The organism is Delftia sp. WY8, assembly GCF_018437695.1.
Taxonomy (GTDB): Bacteria; Pseudomonadota; Gammaproteobacteria; order Burkholderiales; family Burkholderiaceae_C; genus Comamonas; species Comamonas tsuruhatensis.
In genome coordinates this window covers 5,650,231-5,670,736 of record NZ_CP049795.1, presented here as the reverse complement: position 1 = coordinate 5,670,736, position 20,506 = coordinate 5,650,231, and the positions used below count along the sequence as shown (strand labels likewise).

Here is a 20,506-nt window from a genome sequence, read left to right as displayed (position 1 = left end):
GTCCTGCCCGTGTAGGAGAGGCCCGGCGGCCGGCCGGGCCACCGGCCTGAGCGGCCATCCGCTACTTGCTTGTCTTGAAGCCCTGCCCTGCCGCCCAGGCCGCCACGTCGTCGCGGCGGATGGCGGCGGCCATGAGCTGCGGGAAGGCGTCCGGCGTGCAGGCGAACGAGGGCACGCCCAGCGCGGCCAGCTTGGCGGCCAGTTGCGCGTCGTAGGCGGGGGCGCCTTCGTCGCTGAGTGCCAGCAGGGTGATGAACTGCACGCCCGACTCCACCAGTTCGGAGGCGCGGCGCAGCAGGCCGCTTTCCACACCGCCTTCATAGAGGTCGGAGATGAGCACGACGATGGCGTTGCGCGGCTCGCTGATCAGGCCCTGGCAGTAGCCCACGGCACGGTTGATGTCGGTGCCGCCGCCCAGCTGCACGCCAAAGAGCACGTCCACCGGGTCGGAGAGCTTGTCGGTCAGGTCCACCACCGCCGTGTCGAAGACCACCAGACGGGTAGCGACGGCCGGCAGGCTGGCCATGACGGCTCCGAAGATGCTGGAGTAGACGACGGAGTTGGCCATGGAGCCGCTCTGGTCTATGCACAGGATGACTTCGCGCTGCGGGCGGCGGACCTTGCGGCCGTAGCCGACCAGGGTCTCGGGCACGATGGTGCGGTAGTCGGGCTGCCAGTGGCGCAGGTTGGCGCGGATGGTGCGGTTCCAGTCGATCTCGGAGTGGCGCGGGCGGCGGTTGCGCTGGCTGCGGTCCAGCGCGCCCGAGACGGCGCTGCGCATGGGCTCTTCCAGGCGGCGCATGAGGTCATCCACCACCTTGCGCACGACGATGCGCGCGGTCTCCTTGGTGTTCTGCGGGATGACGGAGCCCAGGGAGATGAGGTCGGCCACCATGTGCACGTCGGGCTGCACATGCTCCAGCATTTCGGGCTGGAGCATGAGTTCGCGCAGGTTCAGGCGCTCCATGGCGTCGCGCTGCATGACCTGCACGACCTGGCTGGGAAAGTACTTGCGGATGTCGCCCAGCCAGCGGGCCACGCTGGGCGAGGAGTTGCCCCGGCCGCCCCGGCGCGAGAGGCTGCCGTCCTTGTTGTCTTCTTCGTAGAGCGCGGCCAGAGCCTTGTCCATCTCTTCGAGGGAGCCGCCCTTGGCGCCCAGCCCGCCGCAGCTGCCCTCGGCCGGCTGGCCCAGCACCAGGCGCCAGCGCTGCAGCCGGTTGGTGGGCTGGACAGCGGGGTCCTGCGGATCGGCGTCGGCAAGGGATGCATCGTTCACGGTGGCAGCGGTGTTCATGGCTGGGCCTCCTGCGGGCTGGACAGCAGTTGCGCGGGCAGGTTCAGGCCCAGCAGTTGATCGAGTACGGGAAGGGCAAGCACGGCGCGCGCCTCGTTCCAGGCGCCGTCGTCACCGCCGCCTGCCGCGCCTGCGGCACCTGCGGATGCAGCCGCCACGACGGCCGCACTGCCCTGCCCTCGCCGGGCCTTTTCGCCCAGGCTCTGGCGGTCATGGTTGGAGAAGGCCGAGAAGCTGCGGCGCACCAGCGGCAGGATCTGGGTGAACTGGGTCTCGCCCAGCTGGGCCAGCCAGGCATCGACGGCGCCCCAGATGGCGTCGTCGTGCAGCAGCACCAGGGCCTGGCGGTTGAGAAAGCCGTCCAGCCAGGCGGCAGCGTCCAGCGGCGGCACGCCCAGCGAGAGATTGCGGCCCAGTTGCGTGGCCACGGCCTCGCTGTCCAGGCGGTGGGCATCCAGCAGCAGGCGGCAGGACGTGCCGCGCAGCAGGGCCGCGCCGGCGTCGCCCAGGGCAATGCTGCGCAGGGCGCCGAACCAGACCTCGCGCGTCTCCTCGGCATCGCGCAGGCGCAGGGCCTCGTGGGCCTGCAGCACCGTGGCCTGCATGTGCCTTGCGGCGTCTTCATCCAGCGCCATGCAGGCCAGGGGCAGGCCGATGGCGGCACGCAGCGCCATGCTGTCGATCACCGTGGCCAGCGCCTGGGTGTCGGTCTGGCGCACGCTGCCGTAGCGCAGCACATTGGCCAGCGGCGGCAGCGCCTGCATGAGCTGGGAAACGTCGCCGGTGCTGGCAGAGCGGTCGGCCAGGTCGTGCATGAGGGCATCGACCAGGTGCGGCAGGTCGGCCAGCAGGGCGTCGTCGATGGTCTTGGCCAGCTCGGGCAGCGGTGTCTCGGGCGTCAGCGCCTGGCGCACCTTGGCGGCTGCAGCCTGCACCAGGGTGCCGCCGTAGCGGCTGGCCTCGATGACGCGCACGGCCAGCTCGGGCTCCCACTGCAGCTGCCAGCTTTCGCGGAAGGTGCCCCGGTTGCGCTGCTGGTCGGTGGTGACGCTGCCCCACTCTATGCCCAGCAGGCGCAGCCGATGCAGGAAGTGGCTGCGGTCGCGGTCCGTGTCCTTGCGCAGGTCCAGGGCCAGAACCTTGGCGGCCGCCTCGGGCTTGAGGCGCAGGCTTTTTTGCTGCTGCTCGATGTCGCGCTGCAGCGGCACCTGGGGCACGTCGGCGGGCACGCCGCCGATGCGGTCGCCCACGCTGAGTTCGCGCTCGATCAGGCGCAGCGGAGCGCGCTCGCCCATGCTGATGACGGTGACGATGGCCTCGTCCAGCTCGGGCAGGCCCGGGCTGGCGTGGCCGCGCAGGGCGGCCAGGCTTTCGGCCAGGCGCGTGGCCTCGATGATGTGGGCGCTGGAGCAGTCCAGGTCCTTGGAACGCAGCAGATGGGCCACGCGCGCCAGCCAGCCGACGGTGCGCCGGGTGCTGGCGCGTGCCGGGTCGGCAGCAGGTGCGGACTGGAGCAAGGACTCGGGCGCAGGCTCGGAGCAGCGCCACAGGTGTTCATACCAGCCCGGCGAATCCACGCCCGCTCCATAGCCGCTGGACGAGCACAGGTTGCGGTAGGTCCAGGGCGCCCAGGTGGCCTGGACCTTGGCCTTGGGCAGGCCCTTGAGCGTGGCGGCATCGGCCTTGGCGGTGACCTGGGCCTGCAGGGCCGGCACATGCCATGCGCCGCAGACCACGGCAATGCGCTGGTGGCCGGCCTTGACGGCCTCGCGCATGCACTGGCGCATCCAGGCTTCGCGCAGCGCCTCGCGCCGGGCGTGGCGTTCTCCGCGCACTTCGTTGGGCAGCTCGGCGCGCACCACGGCCATGGCTTCGGCAATGCCCTCGAACAGGGTGGCGCCGTCGCCGCGCTCCTCGACCATGCGGTTCCACCAGCTTTCGCCGTCGGGGTAGCCTGCGGCCTCGGCCAGCAGGTCCAGCGGATCGCGCCAGTCCCGCCTGCCGGGGTCCGAGGGATCGACGGCGAGGTCGGCAGCCGGCACGGACTGCGTGGTGTCGTCGCGGTCCAGGGCCTCGGCGGCATTGCTCTGGAGCTGGCCGCCGTCTGCCGCAGCGGCGCCGGAATCGGAGCCGGTGTCGGCATCCTGGCCTTCATCGCCCGCATCCTCGCCCGCATCACCTGCATCTGCTGCCGCCGCCTCGGCCCGGCGCCGCTCCTGCTCGGCCATGTCCAGCGCCATGCGGTGGGTCTGGGGCAGGTCGATGAAGCGCGTGGCCACGCCCTGGCGCGCCGCCCATTGCAGGGCCTGCCATTCGGGCGAGAACTCGGCGTAGGGATAGAAGGCGGCATGGGCCGGGCTGTCCTGCACATAGACCAGCATGGCCACGGGCGGCTGCAGGTCGGCATGCTGCAGCATGGGCAGCAGGGACTCGCCCTCGGGCGGGCCTTCGACCAGCAGGCAGTCGGGCTGCAGCTGCTCCAGGGCCTGCAGCAGGCTGCGCGCGCAGCCCGGGCCATGGTGGCGGATGCCGAAGAAATGAAGCGGATTGGCAGAGGTGGCCATACGGGAAGTGCGCAGGAGATGCGCAGAAGATGCGGTCGGTCAGCGGAGCGGGAGTGCGGGCTTCAGAGCTGCTCGCGGCAGGCGCGGTACAGGTCCTTCCAGTCGCTGCGCTCCTTGACCACGGTCTCCAGGTATTCCTTCCAGACCACGCTGTCCTGCACCGGGTCCTTGATCACGGCGCCCAGCAGGCCCGAGGCCACATCGCCCGCGCGCAGCACGCCGTCGCCGAAATGCCCGGCCAGCGCCATGCCGCTGTTGATGACCGAGATGGCCTCGGCCGTGGACAGCGTGCTGCTGGGCGACTTCACGCGCACGGTCTTGCCGTCCTCGGTCTGGCCGTTGCGCAGCTCGCGGAAGATCTGCACCACCCGGCGCACTTCCTGCAGGGCCGGCGGCTCGGCGGGCAGGGCCAGGGCGCGGCCCTGCTCGGCCACGCGCTTGGTGACGATCTGCACTTCCTCGTCCTGCGATGCCGGCACGGGCAGGACCACGGTGTTGAAGCGGCGCTTGAGCGCGCTGGACAGCTCGTTCACGCCCTTGTCGCGGTTGTTGGCCGTGGCGATGACCGAGAAGCCCTGCACGGCCTGCACCTCGGTGCCCAGCTCGGGCACGGGCAGTGTCTTTTCGGACAGCACGGTGATCAGCGTGTCCTGCACGTCGGCCGGGATGCGGGTCAGCTCTTCGATGCGGGCGATCTTGCCCAGCTTCATGGCGTTGACCAGGGGGCTGGGAATCAGCGCCTTCTCGGACGGGCCATGGGCCAGCAGCTGCGCGTAGTTCCAGCCGTAGCGCAGCTGCTCCTCGCTGGTGCCGGCCGTGCCCTGCACCAGCATGGTGGAGTCGCCGCTGACGGCGGCCGACAGGTGCTCGGACACCCAGGACTTGGCCGTGCCGGGCACGCCGTACAGCAGCAGGGCGCGGTCGGTGGCCAGGGTGGAGACGGCGATTTCCATCAGGCGCGGATTGCCGATGTACTTGGGGCTGACCTCGAAGCCGTTGCCGAGCTTGCCGCCCATCAGGTACTGGAGCACGGCCCAGGGCGACAGCTTCCAGTTGGGCGGACGCGGACGGTCGTCCACCTTGCGCAGGGCTTCGAGTTCTTCGGCGAATTGCTGTTCGGCATGCTGGCGCAGGACTTGGCTCATGGTGTGCTTCCGGAAAGGGATGGGAATGGGATTCGGTAGGGGGTGGGTGGCAAAGCGGGCCCGGCCTCAGGCCTGGCCGCGCAGTGCGATGAAGGCCTGGTGCAGGCCCAGGCGCAGCTCGACGATGCGCTCCAGGTGGCCGCGCATGCGCTCCTCGTCCCAGGGCCGCGCGCGGCTGCGTTCGAGGCGCGCCTGCTGCTGGGGCGTGAGGGCAATGGCCGGGGCGGCTGTTGCTGCAGATGCCGAAGCGGCTGCGGTCTCTGCAACAGGCTCGGCCGGGGGCTCCGGCTCGGGCTCGACCTGTGCATCCAGCACCGAGGGCTTGCGCCACAGCTCGGCAAAGCGCTCCAGCGCAGTCACGTCCAGCATTCGCGCGCAGGACAGCAGGGCCTGGTCGGCGCGGTAGCTGTGCCAGTTGCCCGTGATCTGCTTGCCGCCCACGGCCACATGCAGTGCCTCGGTCAGCCGCGCCGACAGCGCGGGCGAGAGCAGTTCGGCACCGCCCAGCGACTGGGACATGCCCTCGATGGCGTCGATGAGCTTGTGCCTGTCGCGCTCGAACTGGGCAATCCAGCGGGACTCGCGTTCTTCGGGGGACAGCCGGGCCATGAGGGCGGGCAGCAGCGCATCGTGGCGCATGTCGCGGCCCAGGGCCTGGGCGGCATCGATCCATTCCACGTCCAGCTGGTACTGCAGGGCCCGCACCCAGCCCTGGCGCAGCGAGGATTTCCAGTCGCTGCGCCGGCTCCACTCCATCACTTCCAGGGGCGTCAGGCCCAGGGCCCGGGTCCAGAAGGACACCGGGGTGAGCTGCACCATCTGCTCCAGCAGCCAGGCCTTCTTGCCGCCACGGAAGTAGGCATCGGGCTTGAGCGTGATGCCGTCGCGCTCCCATTCCTTGAGGCCTTCCTCGGGAGGCTCCACGATCCACTGGCCCTTGTCGTCCTGCTGCAGCATGGACTGCATCCAGCCCATGACGCGCTGGCTGTGCGCGCTGTCCGGCAGGCACGAGAGCATTTGCGCGGCGTTCTCGCGGATTTCCTTGCTGCGGTCGGACAGCAGTTTTTCGAGCAGCGGCTCGTCGTCCATGCCCAGCCCCACGGTCAGTGCCTGGACCATGGGCAGGCGCTCCTTGGCGCCCAGCTCCTTCAGGCTGCCTTCCAGCCGCGCACGGGCCTGGGCGGCATCGGCCGCGCGCTCGCTGCGCAGCAGGGCCACGCGCTGCTCGACCGAGCCCTCCTGCCAGACCAGTTCGGGGTCGGCGGTTTCCTCCACGCCGCTGGCATAGCTCCATTGCGGATTGAGCGCGCCCAGCCAGCGCCCGCGCTCGCCCAGCACCGGGGCCAGCCACTGGCGCAGCTCCACGGACTGGCGGCCCTGCTCCAGCGCAGGCACCAGCAGGTCATGGGGCAGGCGCTGGCCCGCCTGGTCCAGGGTGCGCAGCATCGAGGCCTGCAGCTCGAACGGCCCGTCCTTGAGCACGTCGCCCATCAAGGTCTGCAGGCGAGCATCGGCAGGCGCGGGGCGCGATTCTGCAGGTGCCGCGGCCGGCACGGCCAGCGGCGCCGGCAGGCGCACCTGCGCGCCGGGCTGCCAGCCTGCGCGCTCGAACACGGCCGCCACGGCGCTGGCGCGCAGCAGTTGCTGGGCGGGCGAGTCGCCGGGCAGGTCCGCCCGGGGCAGCAGCGCGGCCTGCACGGCCTGCTGCGACCACGGGGCAGACGGATCAACGCCCGAAGCCAGCGCAGGCGGCACGGCCAGCCGGTCCGAGCCGACCATGGCCGATTGCTGCAGCGCAGTCCAAAGTTGTGTGTTGCTCATACCGGTTCACCCTGGTTCTGCCAGATACATTGCCGGGCGCTTTCGCCCTCGCGGGCCTGCCAGGCGCTCAGCAGGCGCCAGCGGCCCACGGCCGGGCCGGGCTCCCATTCGCCAAACAGCTGCATGGGCGCGCCGCCGCTGAGCGCCAGCAGGCGCCAGGCTTCGGCATCGTCAATGGCCACGGGAACGGGTTGCACAGGCGCGGCAGTGCCGTCAGCAGACACGCCGGGCGCAGCCGCCGATGCGCCCGGCGCATCGGGCCAGGCCGCAAACCATTGGCCCTGGGCAGGCACCAGGCGCAACCCGTCCTGGCACAGCGGCTGCGTGGCCTGCAGCGGGTTGGCGGCAATGCGCCGGCCCATCTGCTGCAGGACGTCGCCCACGGCCGAGGTGTCCAGCGGGCTGGCGCCCTCGGCAGGCAGCGCAGGCCCGTTGCCGTTGGCGGCAATGGCGCGCAGCGGCGCATGGCCCGGGTAGAAATTCAGCGCGCATCCGTAGCGATGGCCAGGCACCCAGGCCGATTCGAAGCCGCGCCCGCCCTGCGCATAGTCCAGCACCAGGGCCATGCGGCCCGTGCGCTGCCCGTGCAGCCAGACGCGGCGCTCCATGAGCCGGCCTTCGCGCTCGATCATGCGCAGGCCGGCCACCAGCCATTCGTCCTCGACCAGCTGGCCGCGGGCCTGCACCTCGGCCTTGTCCATGGGCCAGCCCAGCGCGGCCATCACGTCGGCCTTGACCTCGGGGCTCAGCGATTCGCGGCGGCGCACGGCGTCGATGATCAGCTGCCAGTGGCCCAGCTGCACCAGCATGTCGCGCGGCCAGTCGCGGTGGCTGTCCACCAGATCCCGGCAGTCCTTGATGCGTGCCGCCATGCCCGTGGCCTGCGCATCGACCATGCGCGCGGCCATGGTGTTCCAGCGCTGGCGCATCTGGGAGTCGCCGGCCTGGTTGGCCAGGCCCGCGCGCACCATGTCCTGCATCCACAGCGACAGTTCCTGCAGGCCCGCCTCGACCTTGTCCCAGCGCTTGTCTTCGCGCCTGGCCTGCTGCCTGGCCGCAACCTCGGGATCGGGTGGCGGCTCGGCCGCCGCGGCGGCTGCCTTGGCCTCCTTCTTCTCGGCCTTTTCCTGGCGGCTGTCCAGCCAGGTCTGCACCCAGGCCGGTGGATCGCCGCCCTCGGTGACCTGGCCGCCCGCACGCATCAGCATCAGCGCCAGCCCATGCTTGCAGGGGAACTTGCGGCTGGGGCAAGAGCATTTGAAGGAGGGGCCCGACAGGTCCACCTGGGTCTGGTAGGGCTTGCTGCCGCTGCCCTGGCACTCGCCCCACACCGCCACATCGTTGGCACCCATGGTGGGCCATTTGGCGGGCGATTGCAGCCCCTTGGCGGCCTTGCTGGAGGAAGCGTCCGGCGATAGCGCCAGCACTTCGCTCTCTGTTCCTAATACACGCGACACCGAAGCTCCCTCTCCAAGTGTTTGTCATCGCCAGGCGCATTGAATGAAGAAACGACCGCGCCCGGCAAGCCCGAAAGCCTATCAGCAATAGTTATCGGCAATTTGAAACAAATCACAACAACGTCAAACCTCTCTCCCATGAACCGGGAACCCCATGGCGCGCAGCCAGCTGCGCTATATCAGCGCATGCATTGATGGCACCAAGCCGTACCAGCCTTCAGGCATTGCAAAAAGACGCAGGAAACACGCATTCACCATTTCCTGCGATGCACATCGCCACCCATTGAAAGCAAGCACTCATTCCGCACTGAAAACGGTTTCATTCCATTGCACTGGCAACCATTGCAATCCGCTGGCCATTGCGATAGCCCGACAGTGCGTTCAAACCGGAGCCAGGCAAGGCCGGACCAGACCCTGGCTGGGGGATGGGCTCTCGAAAAACCGGATGTGCCAGGCAAATATACTGTATATTCATACAGCCATGGAGCTGCAACGCAAACTTTTCATCCTCGCCGACGCCGCCAAGTACGACGCCAGCTGCGCCTCCAGCGGATCGCAGGGGCGCGACTCGCTGGACGGCAAGGGCATGGGCTCGGTCACCGGCATGGGCATCTGCCACAGCTATGCGCCCGACGGGCGCTGCATCTCGCTGCTCAAGATCCTGCTGACCAATGTCTGCATCTTCGACTGCCGCTACTGCATCAACCGCAAGAGCTCCAACGTGCAGCGCGCCCGCTTCACGGTGGCCGAGGTGGTGCAGCTGACGCTGGACTTCTACCGGCGCAACTGCATCGAGGGGCTGTTCCTGTCCAGCGGCATCATCCGCTCCAGCGACTACACCATGGAGCAGCTGGTGGAAGTGGCCCGCCGCCTGCGCGAGGAGCATGACTTTCGCGGCTACATCCACCTCAAGACCATCCCGGATGCCGCCCCCGAATTGCTGGCCCAGGCAGGCCGCCATGCCGACCGCCTGAGCATCAATGTGGAACTGCCCACGGCCAGCGGCCTGGCGCAGTTCGCGCCTGAAAAGGACGGCCGGCGCATACGCCAGGCCATGCAGGGCGTGGACCGGCATGTGCAGGCCTGGCGCGCGGCCACGCGCGAGCAGCGCCAGGCGCAGTCCCTGCCCGGCGCGCCCGCGCAGCGCGCCGCCGTGCCGCGCTTTGCGCCGGGCGGGCAGAGCACGCAGATGATCGTGGGCGCCGACCGCGCAACCGATGCCGACATCCTCGAGTCCAGCCATACGCTGTATGCGGGCTACGGCCTGCGCCGCGTGTACTACTCGGCCTTCAGCCCCATTCCCGATGCCTCGCGCGACCTGCCGCCGCAGGCACCGCCCCTCATGCGCGAGCACCGGCTCTACCAGGCCGACTGGCTCATGCGCTTTTACGGCTACGGGGCGGGCGAGATCGCGGCGGCCAGCCGCCACGGCATGCTGGACCTGGAGATCGACCCCAAGCTGGCCTGGGCACTGGCCAACCGCCAGCAGTTCCCCGTGGACCTCAACCGTGCTCCGCGCAGCCTGCTGCTGCGCGTGCCGGGCCTGGGCACGCAGACGGTGGAGCGCCTGCTGGCGGCGCGCCGCGTGCGCCGGCTGCGGCTGGACGACCTGCTGCGGCTGCGCGCCCCCGTGCAAAAGGCCCTGCCCTTCGTGCTGATCGACGGCCACCGCCCCCTGCTGGGCGAGACCGACTCGGCCGCGCTGCGCACGCGGCTGATCGCGCAGTCGCAGGCCAGCCAGGCCCAGGCGCGGCACAGCGGCATGCGCGTGCAAAGCGCACTGCAGGCCAGCCTGTTCTAGAACCTGGAGCACGCCATGCACGGACAGGCCCTCACCATCGAACTCGACAGCCCCGACGACTGGCCCGGCTTTCGCGCAGCCTGCCGGGCGCTGCTGGCCCACGGCGCCGACCCCGCTCTGGTGCGCTGGCGGTGGCCCGACACGCGGGGTGCGCAGCCACTCGGCGCGGGGGTGGACCTGTTTTCCAGCGCGCCGCAGCAGGCCATGCCCGCCTCGGCGCTTGCCGGGCTGGCCGGCCCCGGCGAGGCAGGGCTGTCCCTGTCGGACACCCAGATGTCCGCCCTGCGCCATGCCTGCATGCACCGCGCGGCGGGCCGCTTCGAGCTATGCCACCGCTGGCTGGCGCGCATGCAGGCCCGGCCCGAACTGCGGCTGGATGCGCTGGATGCGGACTGGCGCGCCATCGAGGCCCTGGCCCGCCCCGTCTCGCGCGAGATCCACAAGATGCACGCCTTTGTGCGCTTTCGGACGACGCAGCGACCGGACCAGCCCGATCTGCACATTGCCTGGTTCGAGCCCGAGCACCACATCGTGCGCGCGGCGGCGCCCTTCTTCTGCAAGCGCTTTGCCAACATGCACTGGGCCATCCTCACGCCGCAATGCAGCGCGCACTGGGACGGCCATGCGCTGCGCCTGGCGCCCGGCGCGCGCCGCAGCGATGCCCCGCCAGCCGACGCGGGCGAGGCCCTGTGGCTGACCTACTACGCCAGCACCTTCAATCCGGCACGCCTGAAGGAGCAGGCCATGCTGCGCGAGATGCCGCGCCGCTACTGGCACAACCTGCCCGAGACGGTGCTGATCTCCACCCTGGTCCAGCAGGCCCGCGCGCGCACGGGACAGATGCTGGAGCAGTAAGGACAGGCACCAAAAAACAAAGGCCCCGAAGGGCCTTTGTCTGCTTTGCAGCGTCGCTCAGTGCATCAGCCCAGCCACTTGCGGGCGTTGCGCCACACGCGCATCCAGGGGCTGAATTCCGACTTGTCGCCGTTGGTCCAGCTCATCTGCACGTTGCGGAACACGCGCTCGGGGTGGGGCATCATGGCCGTGAAGCGGCCATCGGCCGTGGTCACTGCCGTCAGGCCGCCGGCCGATCCGTTGGGATTGAACGGGTACTGCTCGGTGGCCTTGCCGTGGTTGTCCACATAGCGCATGGAGGCGATGGCCTTGTCCGCATTGCCGCGGAAGCGGAAGTTGGCAAAGCCTTCGCCGTGGGCCACGGCGATGGGCAGGCGGCTGCCGGCCATGCCCTGCAGGAACAGGCTGGGCGACTCCAGCACTTCCACCATGGACAGGCGCGCCTCGAAGCGGTTGCTCTGGTTCTGCGTGAAACGCGGCCAGTCCTGGGCGCCGGGAATGATGTCGGCCAGTTCGGCAAACATCTGGCAGCCGTTGCACACGCCCAGGCCGAAGGTGTCGCTGCGGCCGAAGAACTGCTGGAACTGCGCGGACAGGCTGTCGTTGAAGGTGATGGAGCGCGCCCAGCCGATGCCGGCGCCCAGCGTGTCGCCGTAGCTGAAGCCGCCGCAGGCCACCACGCCGGCGAAGTCCTGCAGCTGCGCGCGGCCGCTTTGCAGGTCGGTCATGTGCACGTCCACCGCGTCGAAGCCGGCCTCGGTGAAGGCGTAGGCCATTTCCACATGGGAGTTCACGCCCTGCTCGCGCAGCACAGCCACGCGGGGCCGCGCGCCCAGGTTCAGGAAGGGTGCGGCCGGGTTCTCGGCCGGGTCGAACGTCAGGTGCAGGTGCATGCCCGGGTCGGCAGGCTCGCCGGCTGCGGCGTGCTCGCTGTCGGCGCAGGCCGGGTTGTCGCGCTGCTGGGCGATCTTCCAGCTGACGGCATCCCAGACCTGGTGCAGGTCGCTGAGCGAGGCGCCGAAGACGGATTTGGCATCGCGCCAGACCTGCAGCTCGCCCTTGCCCGCATCGACCTTGGACGAGACGGGGCGCGTCTTGCCGATGATGTGGCTGCAGGTGGACAGGCCATGCTCGCGCAGGGTCTGCAGCACGGCGGCGCGGTCGGCCGTGCGGATCTGCAGCACGGCGCCCAGTTCTTCGTTGAACAGCGCGCGCAGCGTCATGTCGTCGCGGCGGCCGCTGATCTGGGAGGCCCAGTTCTTGCCTTCGCCCGAGTCCATGCGGCTGTCGCTGATGCCGTCGCCTTCGGTGACCAGCATGTCCACGTTGATAGCCACGCCCACATGGCCGGCAAAGGCCATCTCGGCCACGGTGGCCAGCAGGCCGCCGTCGCCCTTGTCGTGGTAGGCCAGGATCTGGCCCTTGGCGCGCAGGTCGTTGACGGCATCGACCAGGGCAATCAGGTCCTTGGCGTCATCGAGGTCGGGCGTCTCGTTGCCGGTCTGGCCCAGCACCTGGCCCAGGATGGAGCCGCCCATGCGCATCTTGCCGCGGCCCAGGTCCACCAGCACCAGGGTGCTGTCGTCTTCCGAGGCGTCCAGCTGGGGCGTGAGCGTGCCGCGCACATCGTCGATGGAGGCAAAGCCCGTGATGATCAGGCTGACCGGCGAGGTCACCTTCTTGACCTGGCCGCCCTCGTTCCACTGGGTGCGCATGGACAGGCTGTCCTTGCCCACGGGGATCGAGATGTCCAGCTGCGGGCACAGCTCCATGCCCACGGCCTTGACGGTGGCGTAGAGCGCCGCGTCTTCGCCGGGCTCCCCGCAGGCCGCCATCCAGTTGGCCGACATCTTGACCCTGGACAGTTCGATGGGCGCGGCCAGCATGTTGGTGATGGCCTCGGCCACGGCCATGCGGCCCGACGCCGGCGCGTTGATGGCCGCCAACGGCGTGCGCTCGCCCATGGCCATGGCCTCGCCCTTGAAGCCCTGGAAATCGGCCAGCGTGACGGCCACGTCGGCCACGGGCACCTGCCAGGGGCCGACCATCTGGTCGCGGTGGGTCAGGCCGCCCACGGCGCGGTCGCCGATGGTGATCAGGAAGCGCTTGGAGGCCACGGTGGGGTGGGCCAGCACGTCGATCACGGCCTTTTCCAGGGGCACGCCGGTCAGGTCCATGGGGGGCAGCTCCCGCTGCACGGTGGCCACGTCGCGGTGCATCTTGGGCGGCTTGCCCAGCAGCACGTTCATGGGCATGTCCACGGGGAACTTCTGGTCGCCCGAGGCCACGGCCGTGTCCTCCAGCACCAGCTGGCGCTCCTCGGTGGCCGTGCCGATCACGGCAAACGGGCAGCGCTCGCGCTCGCAGAAGGCCGTGAATTCGGCCAGCGATTCGGGCGCGATGGCCAGTACATAGCGCTCCTGGCTTTCGTTGGACCAGATTTCCTTGGGCGCCAGGCCGGATTCCTCCAGGTTGACGGCGCGCAGGTCGAAGCGCGCGCCACGGCCCGCATCGTTGGTCAGCTCGGGGAAGGCATTGGACAGGCCGCCGGCACCCACGTCGTGGATGGCCAGGATGGGGTTCTTGTCACCCTGGGCCCAGCAGTGGTTGATGACTTCCTGGGCGCGGCGCTCGATCTCGGGGTTGCCGCGCTGCACGGAGTCGAAGTCCAGCTCGGCCGCGTTCGTGCCGCTGGCCATGGAGCTGGCAGCGCCGCCGCCCATGCCGATGCGCATGCCGGGGCCGCCCAGCTGGATCAGCAGGGTGCCGGCGGGGAACTCGATCTTGCGCGTCAGCTCGGAGTCGATCACGCCCAGGCCGCCCGCGATCATGATGGGCTTGTGGTAGCCGCGCATCACGGCATCGGCACCCACGCCGACCTGCTGCTCGTACTCGCGGAAATAGCCGGTCAGGTTGGGACGGCCGAACTCGTTGTTGAAGGCCGCGCCACCGAGCGGGCCCTCGATCATGATCTGCAGCGGGCTGGCGATGTGCTCGGGCTTGCCCACTTCGCTGCCCCACAGCTTGGAGACCGTGAAGCCCGACAGGCCGGCCTTGGGCTTGGAGCCGCGGCCCGTGGCGCCCTCGTCGCGGATCTCGCCGCCCGCGCCGGTCGATGCGCCGGGGAAGGGAGAGATGGCCGTGGGGTGGTTGTGCGTCTCCACCTTCATGAGGACGTGGTTGACGGCCTTCTTCTTCTGGTAGCTGGGCGCCTTGATCTTGTCCAGGGCTGCCTCGAAGGTGGCGACGAAGCGCTCGACCTCATGGCCTTCCATGATGGAGGCGTTGTCCGAATAAGCCACCACCGTGTGCTGGGGCGAGACCTGGTGCGTGTGGCGGATCATGCCGAACAGGCTCTTGTCCTGGGCCACGCCGTCGATGGTGAACTGGGCGTTGAAGATCTTGTGGCGGCAGTGCTCGCTGTTGGCCTGCGCGAACATCATCAGTTCCACGTCCGTGGGATTGCGCTTGAGGCCCTTGAAGGCGTCGACCAGGTAGTCGATCTCGTCGTCGGCCAGGGCCAGGCCCCATTGGCGGTTGGCAGTCTCCAGCGCCGCGCGGCCGCCGCCCAGCACATCGACGAACTCCATGGGAGCGGCTTCCAGGGCGGAGAACAGCTGCTCGGCCTCGGCGCGCGTGGCGAAGACCGATTCGGTCATGCGGTCGTGCAGCAAGGCGGCGATCCGTGCAGTCTGCTCGGCCGAAAGTTCAGGCGCGCTGCCCAGCACATTGCTCAGCAGGCCCGTCTTGAAGGCGATGCGGTATTCGGTGATGCGCTCCACGCGGAACACGCCCAGGCCGCAGTTGCGGGCAATGTCCGTGGCCTTGGAGGCCCACGGGGAGATCGTTCCCAGGCGCGGCGTGACCACCAGGGCGGCACCGTCGGCCGGGCCTTCGTAGGGATCTCCATAGGTCAAGAGCGCCTGGAGGCGCTCTTGCAATGCGGGCGTGGGTGCGGCGTCCGTGGCCACCAGGTGCACGAAGCGCGCGGCAATGCCGGTGATTTTGGGATGGATGGCGACCAGGTCGGTCAGAAGCTGCTGGGCGCGGAACGAGCTGAGAGCGTTTCCACCCTCGAACTGTGTCAGATGCAAGGTCACGTGGCGGCCTGTTGGGTGAGGAGGCTTGTGAAAAGCGCCCTGCGGCCCCGCCCGGCTGGGGGCAGGCCGCAAGGCGCTGAATCGGTGAGGCCGCCATTTTACCGGGCTGCGCCGTCCCGGTGGCGACAGCCGCCCCTTACCCCTGCACGTCCAAAGGCGCAATGGGATAATTGCGGGCATGAGCATCACCATCAAGAGCGCCGAAGACATCGCAGCCATGCGCGTGGCATGCCGCCTGGCTTCGGAAGTGCTGGACTACATCACCCCCCACATCAAGCCCGGCATCACCACGGCCGAGATCGACCGGCTGGGCGCCGAATGCATGGCGCAGCAGGGCACGGTCTCCGCCACCATCGGCTACCAGCCGCCTGGCTACCCGCCCTATCCCGGGCACCTGTGCACCTCGGTCAACCATGTGGTCTGCCACGGCATCCCCAATGACAAGCCGCTCAAGAAGGGCGACATCGTCAATGTGGATGTCACGGTCATCACCAAGGACGGCTGGTACGGCGACAACAGCCGCATGTTCCTGATCGGCGAGTGCTCCATCGCGGCCAAGCGCCTGTCGGCGCTGACCTTCGACGCCATGTGGCTGGGCATCCAGCAGGTCAGGCCCGGCGCCACGCTGGGCGACATCGGCAACGCCATCCAGACCTTTGCCGAAGGCCACGGCCTGTCGGTGGTGCGCGAGTTCTGCGGCCACGGCATCGGCCAGAAGTTCCACGAAGAGCCGCAGATCCTGCACTATGGCCGCCCCGGCACGGGCACCGTTCTCGAAGAGGGCATGGTCTTCACCGTCGAGCCCATGCTCAACCTGGGCAGGCGCGAGATCAAGGAACTGGGCAAGGACGGCTGGACCATCGTGACCAAGGACCACAGCCTCTCGGCCCAGTGGGAACACACCCTGGTGGTCACCAAGACGGGCTACGAAGTCATGACCCTGTCGGCTGGCTCGCCCGCGCTCCCGCCCTTCGTGACCGCCACGAGCTGCTGAGGCTCGGCATGTTTCTTGCGTGATGCGCAGGCAAAATGGCACTGCGCCCGGGGCACCCGCTCCAGGCGCCTCCCCTGCCCTGGCCGCGCATGAAACAGATCACTGACCACACTCCTTCCAACTCTGCGCCCGCAGCCCCGGATTCGCTGGAGCAGTTGCGCGCGCAGTACGCCCTCGATCGCGGACGCTGGATAGGCTCGCTGCTGGCGCCCACCATGGGCCGGCGCGGCGTGCGCCTGGTGCTGCAGCACCTGAGCGATCTGGCCGACACGCTGCTGCGCGCGCTGTGGCACCGCGCCGGCATGCCTGCCGAGGCCTGCCTGGCCGCCGTGGGAGGCTATGGCCGCGCCCAGCTGTTTCCCTACTCCGACATCGACGTGCTGGTGCTGCTGCCGGCCACCAGCACGGCAGACCCTGAGCTGACCTCGCGCATAGAAAAGTTCATCGGCAGCTGCTGGGACGCGGGCCTGGAGATCGGCTCCAGCGTGCGCACGCTGGCCGAATGCCTGCAAGAGTCCGGGCGCGACCTCACCGTGCAGACCGCCTTGCTGGAGTCGCGCCGCATCTGCGGAAACGAGCCGCTGTTCGGCGAGTTCCAGCAGCGCTACCAGGCACAGATGAATGCGCGCGCCTTTCTGTCCGGCAAGCTGCTGGAAATGCGCCAGCGCCACAACAAGTACGAGAGCACGCCCTACTCGCTGGAGCCCAACTGCAAGGAATCGCCCGGCGGCCTGCGCGATCTGCACACCATGATCTGGCTGGCCCGCGCCGCAGGCCTGGGCCACAGCTGGCAGGCCCTGGCGGAAAAGGGACTGATCACCGATTTCGAGCGCCAGCAGCTCGAAGACAACGAGGCCATGCTCAGCCTGATACGCGCGCGCCTGCACGCCGTGGCGGGCCGGCACGAGGACCGCCTGGTTTTCGACCAGCAGACCGCCGTGGCCGAGGCCTTTGGCTACCGCTCCACCTCGGCCGAGGGCCGCAAGCTGGCCATGCGCGCCAGCGAGACGCTGATGCGCCACTACTACTGGGCAGCCAAGGCCGTGACCCAGCTGTGCCAGATCCTGCGGCTGAACATCGAGGAGCGCCTGAACCCGCGCCCCACGCCGCGGATCCGGCTGAACTCGCGCTTCTACGAGAAGGCCGGCACCATCGAAGTGGCCAGCGACGATCTGTACGAGCGCGAGCCGCATGCCATCCTCGAAACCTTCCTGATGTACGAGACCCATGTGGGCCTCACCGACCTGTCGGCACGCACGCTGCGCGCGCTGTACGGCGCGCGGGACCTGATGGATGCGGCCTTCCGGCGCGACCCGGTCAACCGCGCCACGTTCATGAAGATCCTGCAGCAGCCCAGCGGCATCACGCATGCCATGCGGCTGATGAACCAGACCTCGGTGCTGGGGCGCTACCTGTGGCCCTTCCGGCGCATCGTGGGCCAGATGCAGCACGACCTGTTCCACGTCTACACGGTGGACCAGCACATTCTCATGGTGCTGCGCAATGTGCGGCGCTTTTTCATGGCCGAGCATGCGCATGAGTATCCGTTCTGCTCCCAGCTGGCCAGCGGCTGGGACAAGCCCTGGCTGCTGTACGTGGCCGCGCTGTTCCACGACATCGGCAAGGGCCGCGGCGGCGACCACTCCATCATCGGCGCCGTGGAGGCCAAGCGCTTTTGCCGTGCCCACGGCATTGCGCGCGCCGACGCCGAGCTGATCGAGTTCCTCGTGCGCGAGCACCTGACCATGAGCCAGGTCGCACAAAAGCAGGATCTGTCGGACCCCGAGGTGATCCAGGCCTTTGCCGAGCGCGTGGGCAACGAGCGCAACCTTACGGCGCTGTACCTGCTCACCGTGGCCGACATCCGTGGCACCAGCCCCAAGGTGTGGAGCGCCTGGAAGGGCAAGCTGCTGGAGGACACCTATCGCCTGACCCTGCGCGTGATGGGTGGCCGCGCGCCCGACGCGGCCGCCGAGATCGAGGCGCGCCGGCGCGAGGCGCTGGTGCAGCTGGCGCTGACGGCCCAGCCCTTCGAGTCCCACAAGAAGCTCTGGGACACGCTGGGCGTGGACTACTTCATGCGCCATGAGGCGGCCGACATCGCCTGGCACACACGCCACCTGTCGCGCCACGTGGGCACCACCCGCCCCGTGGTGCGTGCGCGCCGCTCACTGGCGGGCGAGGGACTGCAGGTGCTGGTCTACGCACCCGACCAGCCCGATCTGTTCGCGCGCATCTGCGGCTACTTCGACCGCGCAGCGTTTTCCATCCTGGATGCGCGCGTGCACACGGCCCACAACAGCTATGCGCTGGACACCTTCCAGGTGGTGGCGCCCGCCATGCAGGAGCAGTACCGCGAACTGATGCACATGGTCGAGAACGACCTGGTCGCCGCCCTGATGGAGGGCGGACCGCTGCGCGAGCCCTCGCCCCGGCGCCTGTCGCGCCGCGTCAAGAGCTTCCCCTTCGCGCCGCGCGTCACGCTGCGGCCCGACGACAAGGCCCAGCACTGGCTGCTGTCCATCTCGGCCACGGACCGCGCCGGCCTGCTCTACACCGTGGCGCGCATCCTGGCCCAGCACCACCTGAGCGTGCAGTTGGCCAAGGTCAGCACGCTGGGCGAGCGCGTGGAGGACAGCTTCCTCATCGAGGGTGCCGAGCTGCAGAACAACCAGCGCCAGCTGCTCATAGAGACCGAGCTTTTGCAGGCCCTGGCAGTCTGAGCCGATTGCGCAAAAAAAGCCCGCCCTGTTGTGCAGGGCGGGCTCGTCGGGTTCATGCGCTGGCAGGCGGGGATGCAGCCATCAGTGCATGGCGGACGCAGGCGCCGACACCGTGGCCACTTGCTTGCCCTCGCGGTCATAGAGCTTGCCATCGACCACCCGGTCGCCATCGGCCAGGGCAGACAGCACGGCCTCGCTGAGCACGCGCTCCGATCCGGCGCCGAACACCGATGGCTCTTCGGGGTTGCCCTGCTTGAAGTGGTTGAAGACCAGGTTCAGCAGCAGCACGGTCACCGCAGTGGAGCTGATGCCCGAATGGAACATGGTGGCGAACCAGTCCGGGAAGTGGTGATAGAAGTCCGGCTTGACCATGGGCAGCACGCCCATGCCGATGGACGCCGCCACGATGATCAGGTTCATGTTGTTGTGATAGTCCACCTTGGCCAGCGTGCGGATGCCGCTGGCTGCCACCGTGCCAAAGAGCACCAGGCCCGCGCCGCCCAGTACCGAGGGCGGCACGCAGGCCACGATGCGCCCCATGATGGGCAGCAGTCCGAAGGCGATCAGGATCAGCCCGCTGAAGGCCACCACATAGCGGCTCTTGATGCCCGTGACCGCGACCAGGCCCACGTTCTGGGCAAAGGCGCTCTGCGTGAACGAACCGAAGAACGGGGCCACCACGCTGGACAGCATGTCGGCACGCAGGCCGTCGGCCAGGCGGCGCGAATCCACGCGGGTGCCCACGATGTCGCCCACGGCCAGGATGTCGGCCGAGGTCTCCACCAAGGTCACCAGGATCACGATGGACATGGAAAGCGTCGCCGCCAGGCTGAAGGTCGGCCAGCCGAAGTGCAGCGGCATGGGCACGGCGAACCACGCACCGCTGCCCACCTCGGAAAAGTCGGACTTGCCGATCATGGCCGCCACCGCCGTGCCGATGACGATGGCCAGCAGGATGGACAGGCGCGAGATCATGGCGTTGCCCAGCTTGCTCAGCGCCAGCACGATGACCAGGGACAGCCCGGCCAGGCCGATGTTGCCCATGCTTCCGTAGTCGGCCGCCTGGGGATTGCCACCCATGGCCCAGTGGGCGGCCACCGGCATCAGCGACAGGCCGATGATGGTGATCACGCAGCCATTGACCAGCGGAGGAAAAAAGCGCGTGAGCTTGGAGAAGATGGGCGCAATGATCAGGCCGAACACCGAGGCAAAGAGCACAGCGCCCAGCACCCCCTGCATGCCGCCGCCCGTATGCAGGATGCTGACCATGGTGGCCACGCCCGAGAAGGACACGCCCTGCACCAGCGGCAGGCGCGAGCCGAAGAACGGAATGCCCAGCGTCTGCAGCAGCGTGGCCAGCCCGCCCATGAAAAGGCAGGCCGTGATCAGCAGGCCCGTGTCGGCCGCCGACATACCCGCCGCATTGGCCATGACCAGGGGCACGGCCACGATGCCGCCGTACATGGTCAGCACATGCTGCAAACCATAGAGGGTGTTGGCCGTGAGGCCGAGTTGCTCGTCCTCCGGGCGGATGTCTGCGCCCAGGGCCGGCGCATTGCCAGAACTTTTTTCCATCGCTGTCTCCTTGTCCTCTTGTTCACAGAACGCCGGACAAGTACGCGGCAGCCGGATGGCGGCAGGCACGCCCCCGCGCACCCTTTGCCGCCGACCCGATAGGCCGCGCTCTCCTGCATCCTGCATCGCGAAGCCCGGTGGCTGCTTGGCAGCTCTTGGCGGGCGCACGCACACAAT

Annotated in this window: 11 protein-coding genes; 4 read left to right on the top strand and 7 right to left on the bottom strand. The window is 68.9% G+C overall.

All coding sequences use genetic code 11. The annotated features are described in order from the left end of the window. Positions 1-61: 61 nt before the first annotated feature. The 5 genes from G4D77_RS25995 to G4D77_RS25975 form a co-directional block, all read right to left on the bottom strand. Entirely contained in the window at positions 62-1,294 is a 1,233-nt protein-coding gene (locus G4D77_RS25995; protein ID WP_016449188.1) for a VWA domain-containing protein, read from the bottom strand. Continuing rightward, the gene (locus tag G4D77_RS25990) at positions 1,291-3,858 is read right to left on the bottom strand and encodes a DUF5682 family protein (protein ID WP_154833880.1); all 2,568 of its coding nucleotides are present in this window, start codon (positions 3,856-3,858) and stop codon (positions 1,291-1,293) included. Before G4D77_RS25990 ends, G4D77_RS25995 begins: the two co-directional genes overlap by 4 nt. A gap of 62 nt (positions 3,859-3,920) precedes the next feature. Then, a complete protein-coding gene (locus G4D77_RS25985; RefSeq protein WP_016449186.1) occupies positions 3,921-5,003 on the bottom strand; it encodes an AAA family ATPase in 1,083 nt (360 codons plus the stop codon). Positions 5,004-5,069: 66 nt separating this feature from the next. Next, positions 5,070-6,824: a DUF5691 domain-containing protein gene (locus G4D77_RS25980; RefSeq protein WP_154833879.1), complete on the bottom strand. Its 1,755-nt coding sequence runs from the start codon at positions 6,822-6,824 to the stop codon at positions 5,070-5,072. Next, the gene (locus G4D77_RS25975; protein WP_227740950.1) at positions 6,821-8,251 is read right to left on the bottom strand and encodes an SWIM zinc finger family protein; all 1,431 of its coding nucleotides are present in this window, start codon (positions 8,249-8,251) and stop codon (positions 6,821-6,823) included. The genes G4D77_RS25980 and G4D77_RS25975 overlap by 4 nt, the downstream gene beginning before the upstream one ends. Positions 8,252-8,762: 511 nt before the next feature. Here G4D77_RS25975 and G4D77_RS25970 point away from each other — a divergent pair. Both G4D77_RS25970 and G4D77_RS25965 read left to right on the top strand, forming a co-directional pair. Then, entirely contained in the window at positions 8,763-10,082 is a 1,320-nt protein-coding gene (locus G4D77_RS25970) for a putative DNA modification/repair radical SAM protein (RefSeq protein WP_016450772.1), read from the top strand. A gap of 15 nt (positions 10,083-10,097) precedes the next feature. Continuing rightward, the gene (locus G4D77_RS25965; protein WP_154833878.1) at positions 10,098-10,937 is read left to right on the top strand and encodes a TIGR03915 family putative DNA repair protein; all 840 of its coding nucleotides are present in this window, start codon (positions 10,098-10,100) and stop codon (positions 10,935-10,937) included. A 65-nt stretch (positions 10,938-11,002) separates the two neighbouring features. Here G4D77_RS25965 and purL read toward each other — a convergent pair whose 3' ends face one another. After that, positions 11,003-15,037 (bottom strand): phosphoribosylformylglycinamidine synthase, encoded by a 4,035-nt coding sequence (gene purL / locus G4D77_RS25960; protein WP_154833877.1) that lies wholly within the window; start codon positions 15,035-15,037, stop codon positions 11,003-11,005. A gap of 178 nt (positions 15,038-15,215) precedes the next feature. Between purL and map the strand changes: the two genes are divergently transcribed. Then, positions 15,216-16,031 carry a type I methionyl aminopeptidase gene (gene map, locus G4D77_RS25955; protein WP_016450769.1) on the top strand — a complete coding sequence of 272 codons (816 nt, stop codon included), beginning with the start codon at positions 15,216-15,218 and terminating at the stop codon, positions 16,029-16,031. Positions 16,032-16,120: 89 nt separating this feature from the next. Continuing rightward, complete coding sequence (locus G4D77_RS25950) at positions 16,121-18,754, top strand: [protein-PII] uridylyltransferase (protein ID WP_193726203.1); 2,634 nt, start codon at positions 16,121-16,123, stop codon at positions 18,752-18,754. An 81-nt stretch (positions 18,755-18,835) separates the two neighbouring features. Here the strand turns inward: G4D77_RS25950 and G4D77_RS25945 are convergent, their stop codons facing one another. Continuing rightward, a complete protein-coding gene (locus G4D77_RS25945; RefSeq protein WP_016450767.1) occupies positions 18,836-20,329 on the bottom strand; it encodes a nucleobase:cation symporter-2 family protein in 1,494 nt (497 codons plus the stop codon). Positions 20,330-20,506: the final 177 nt, after the last annotated feature.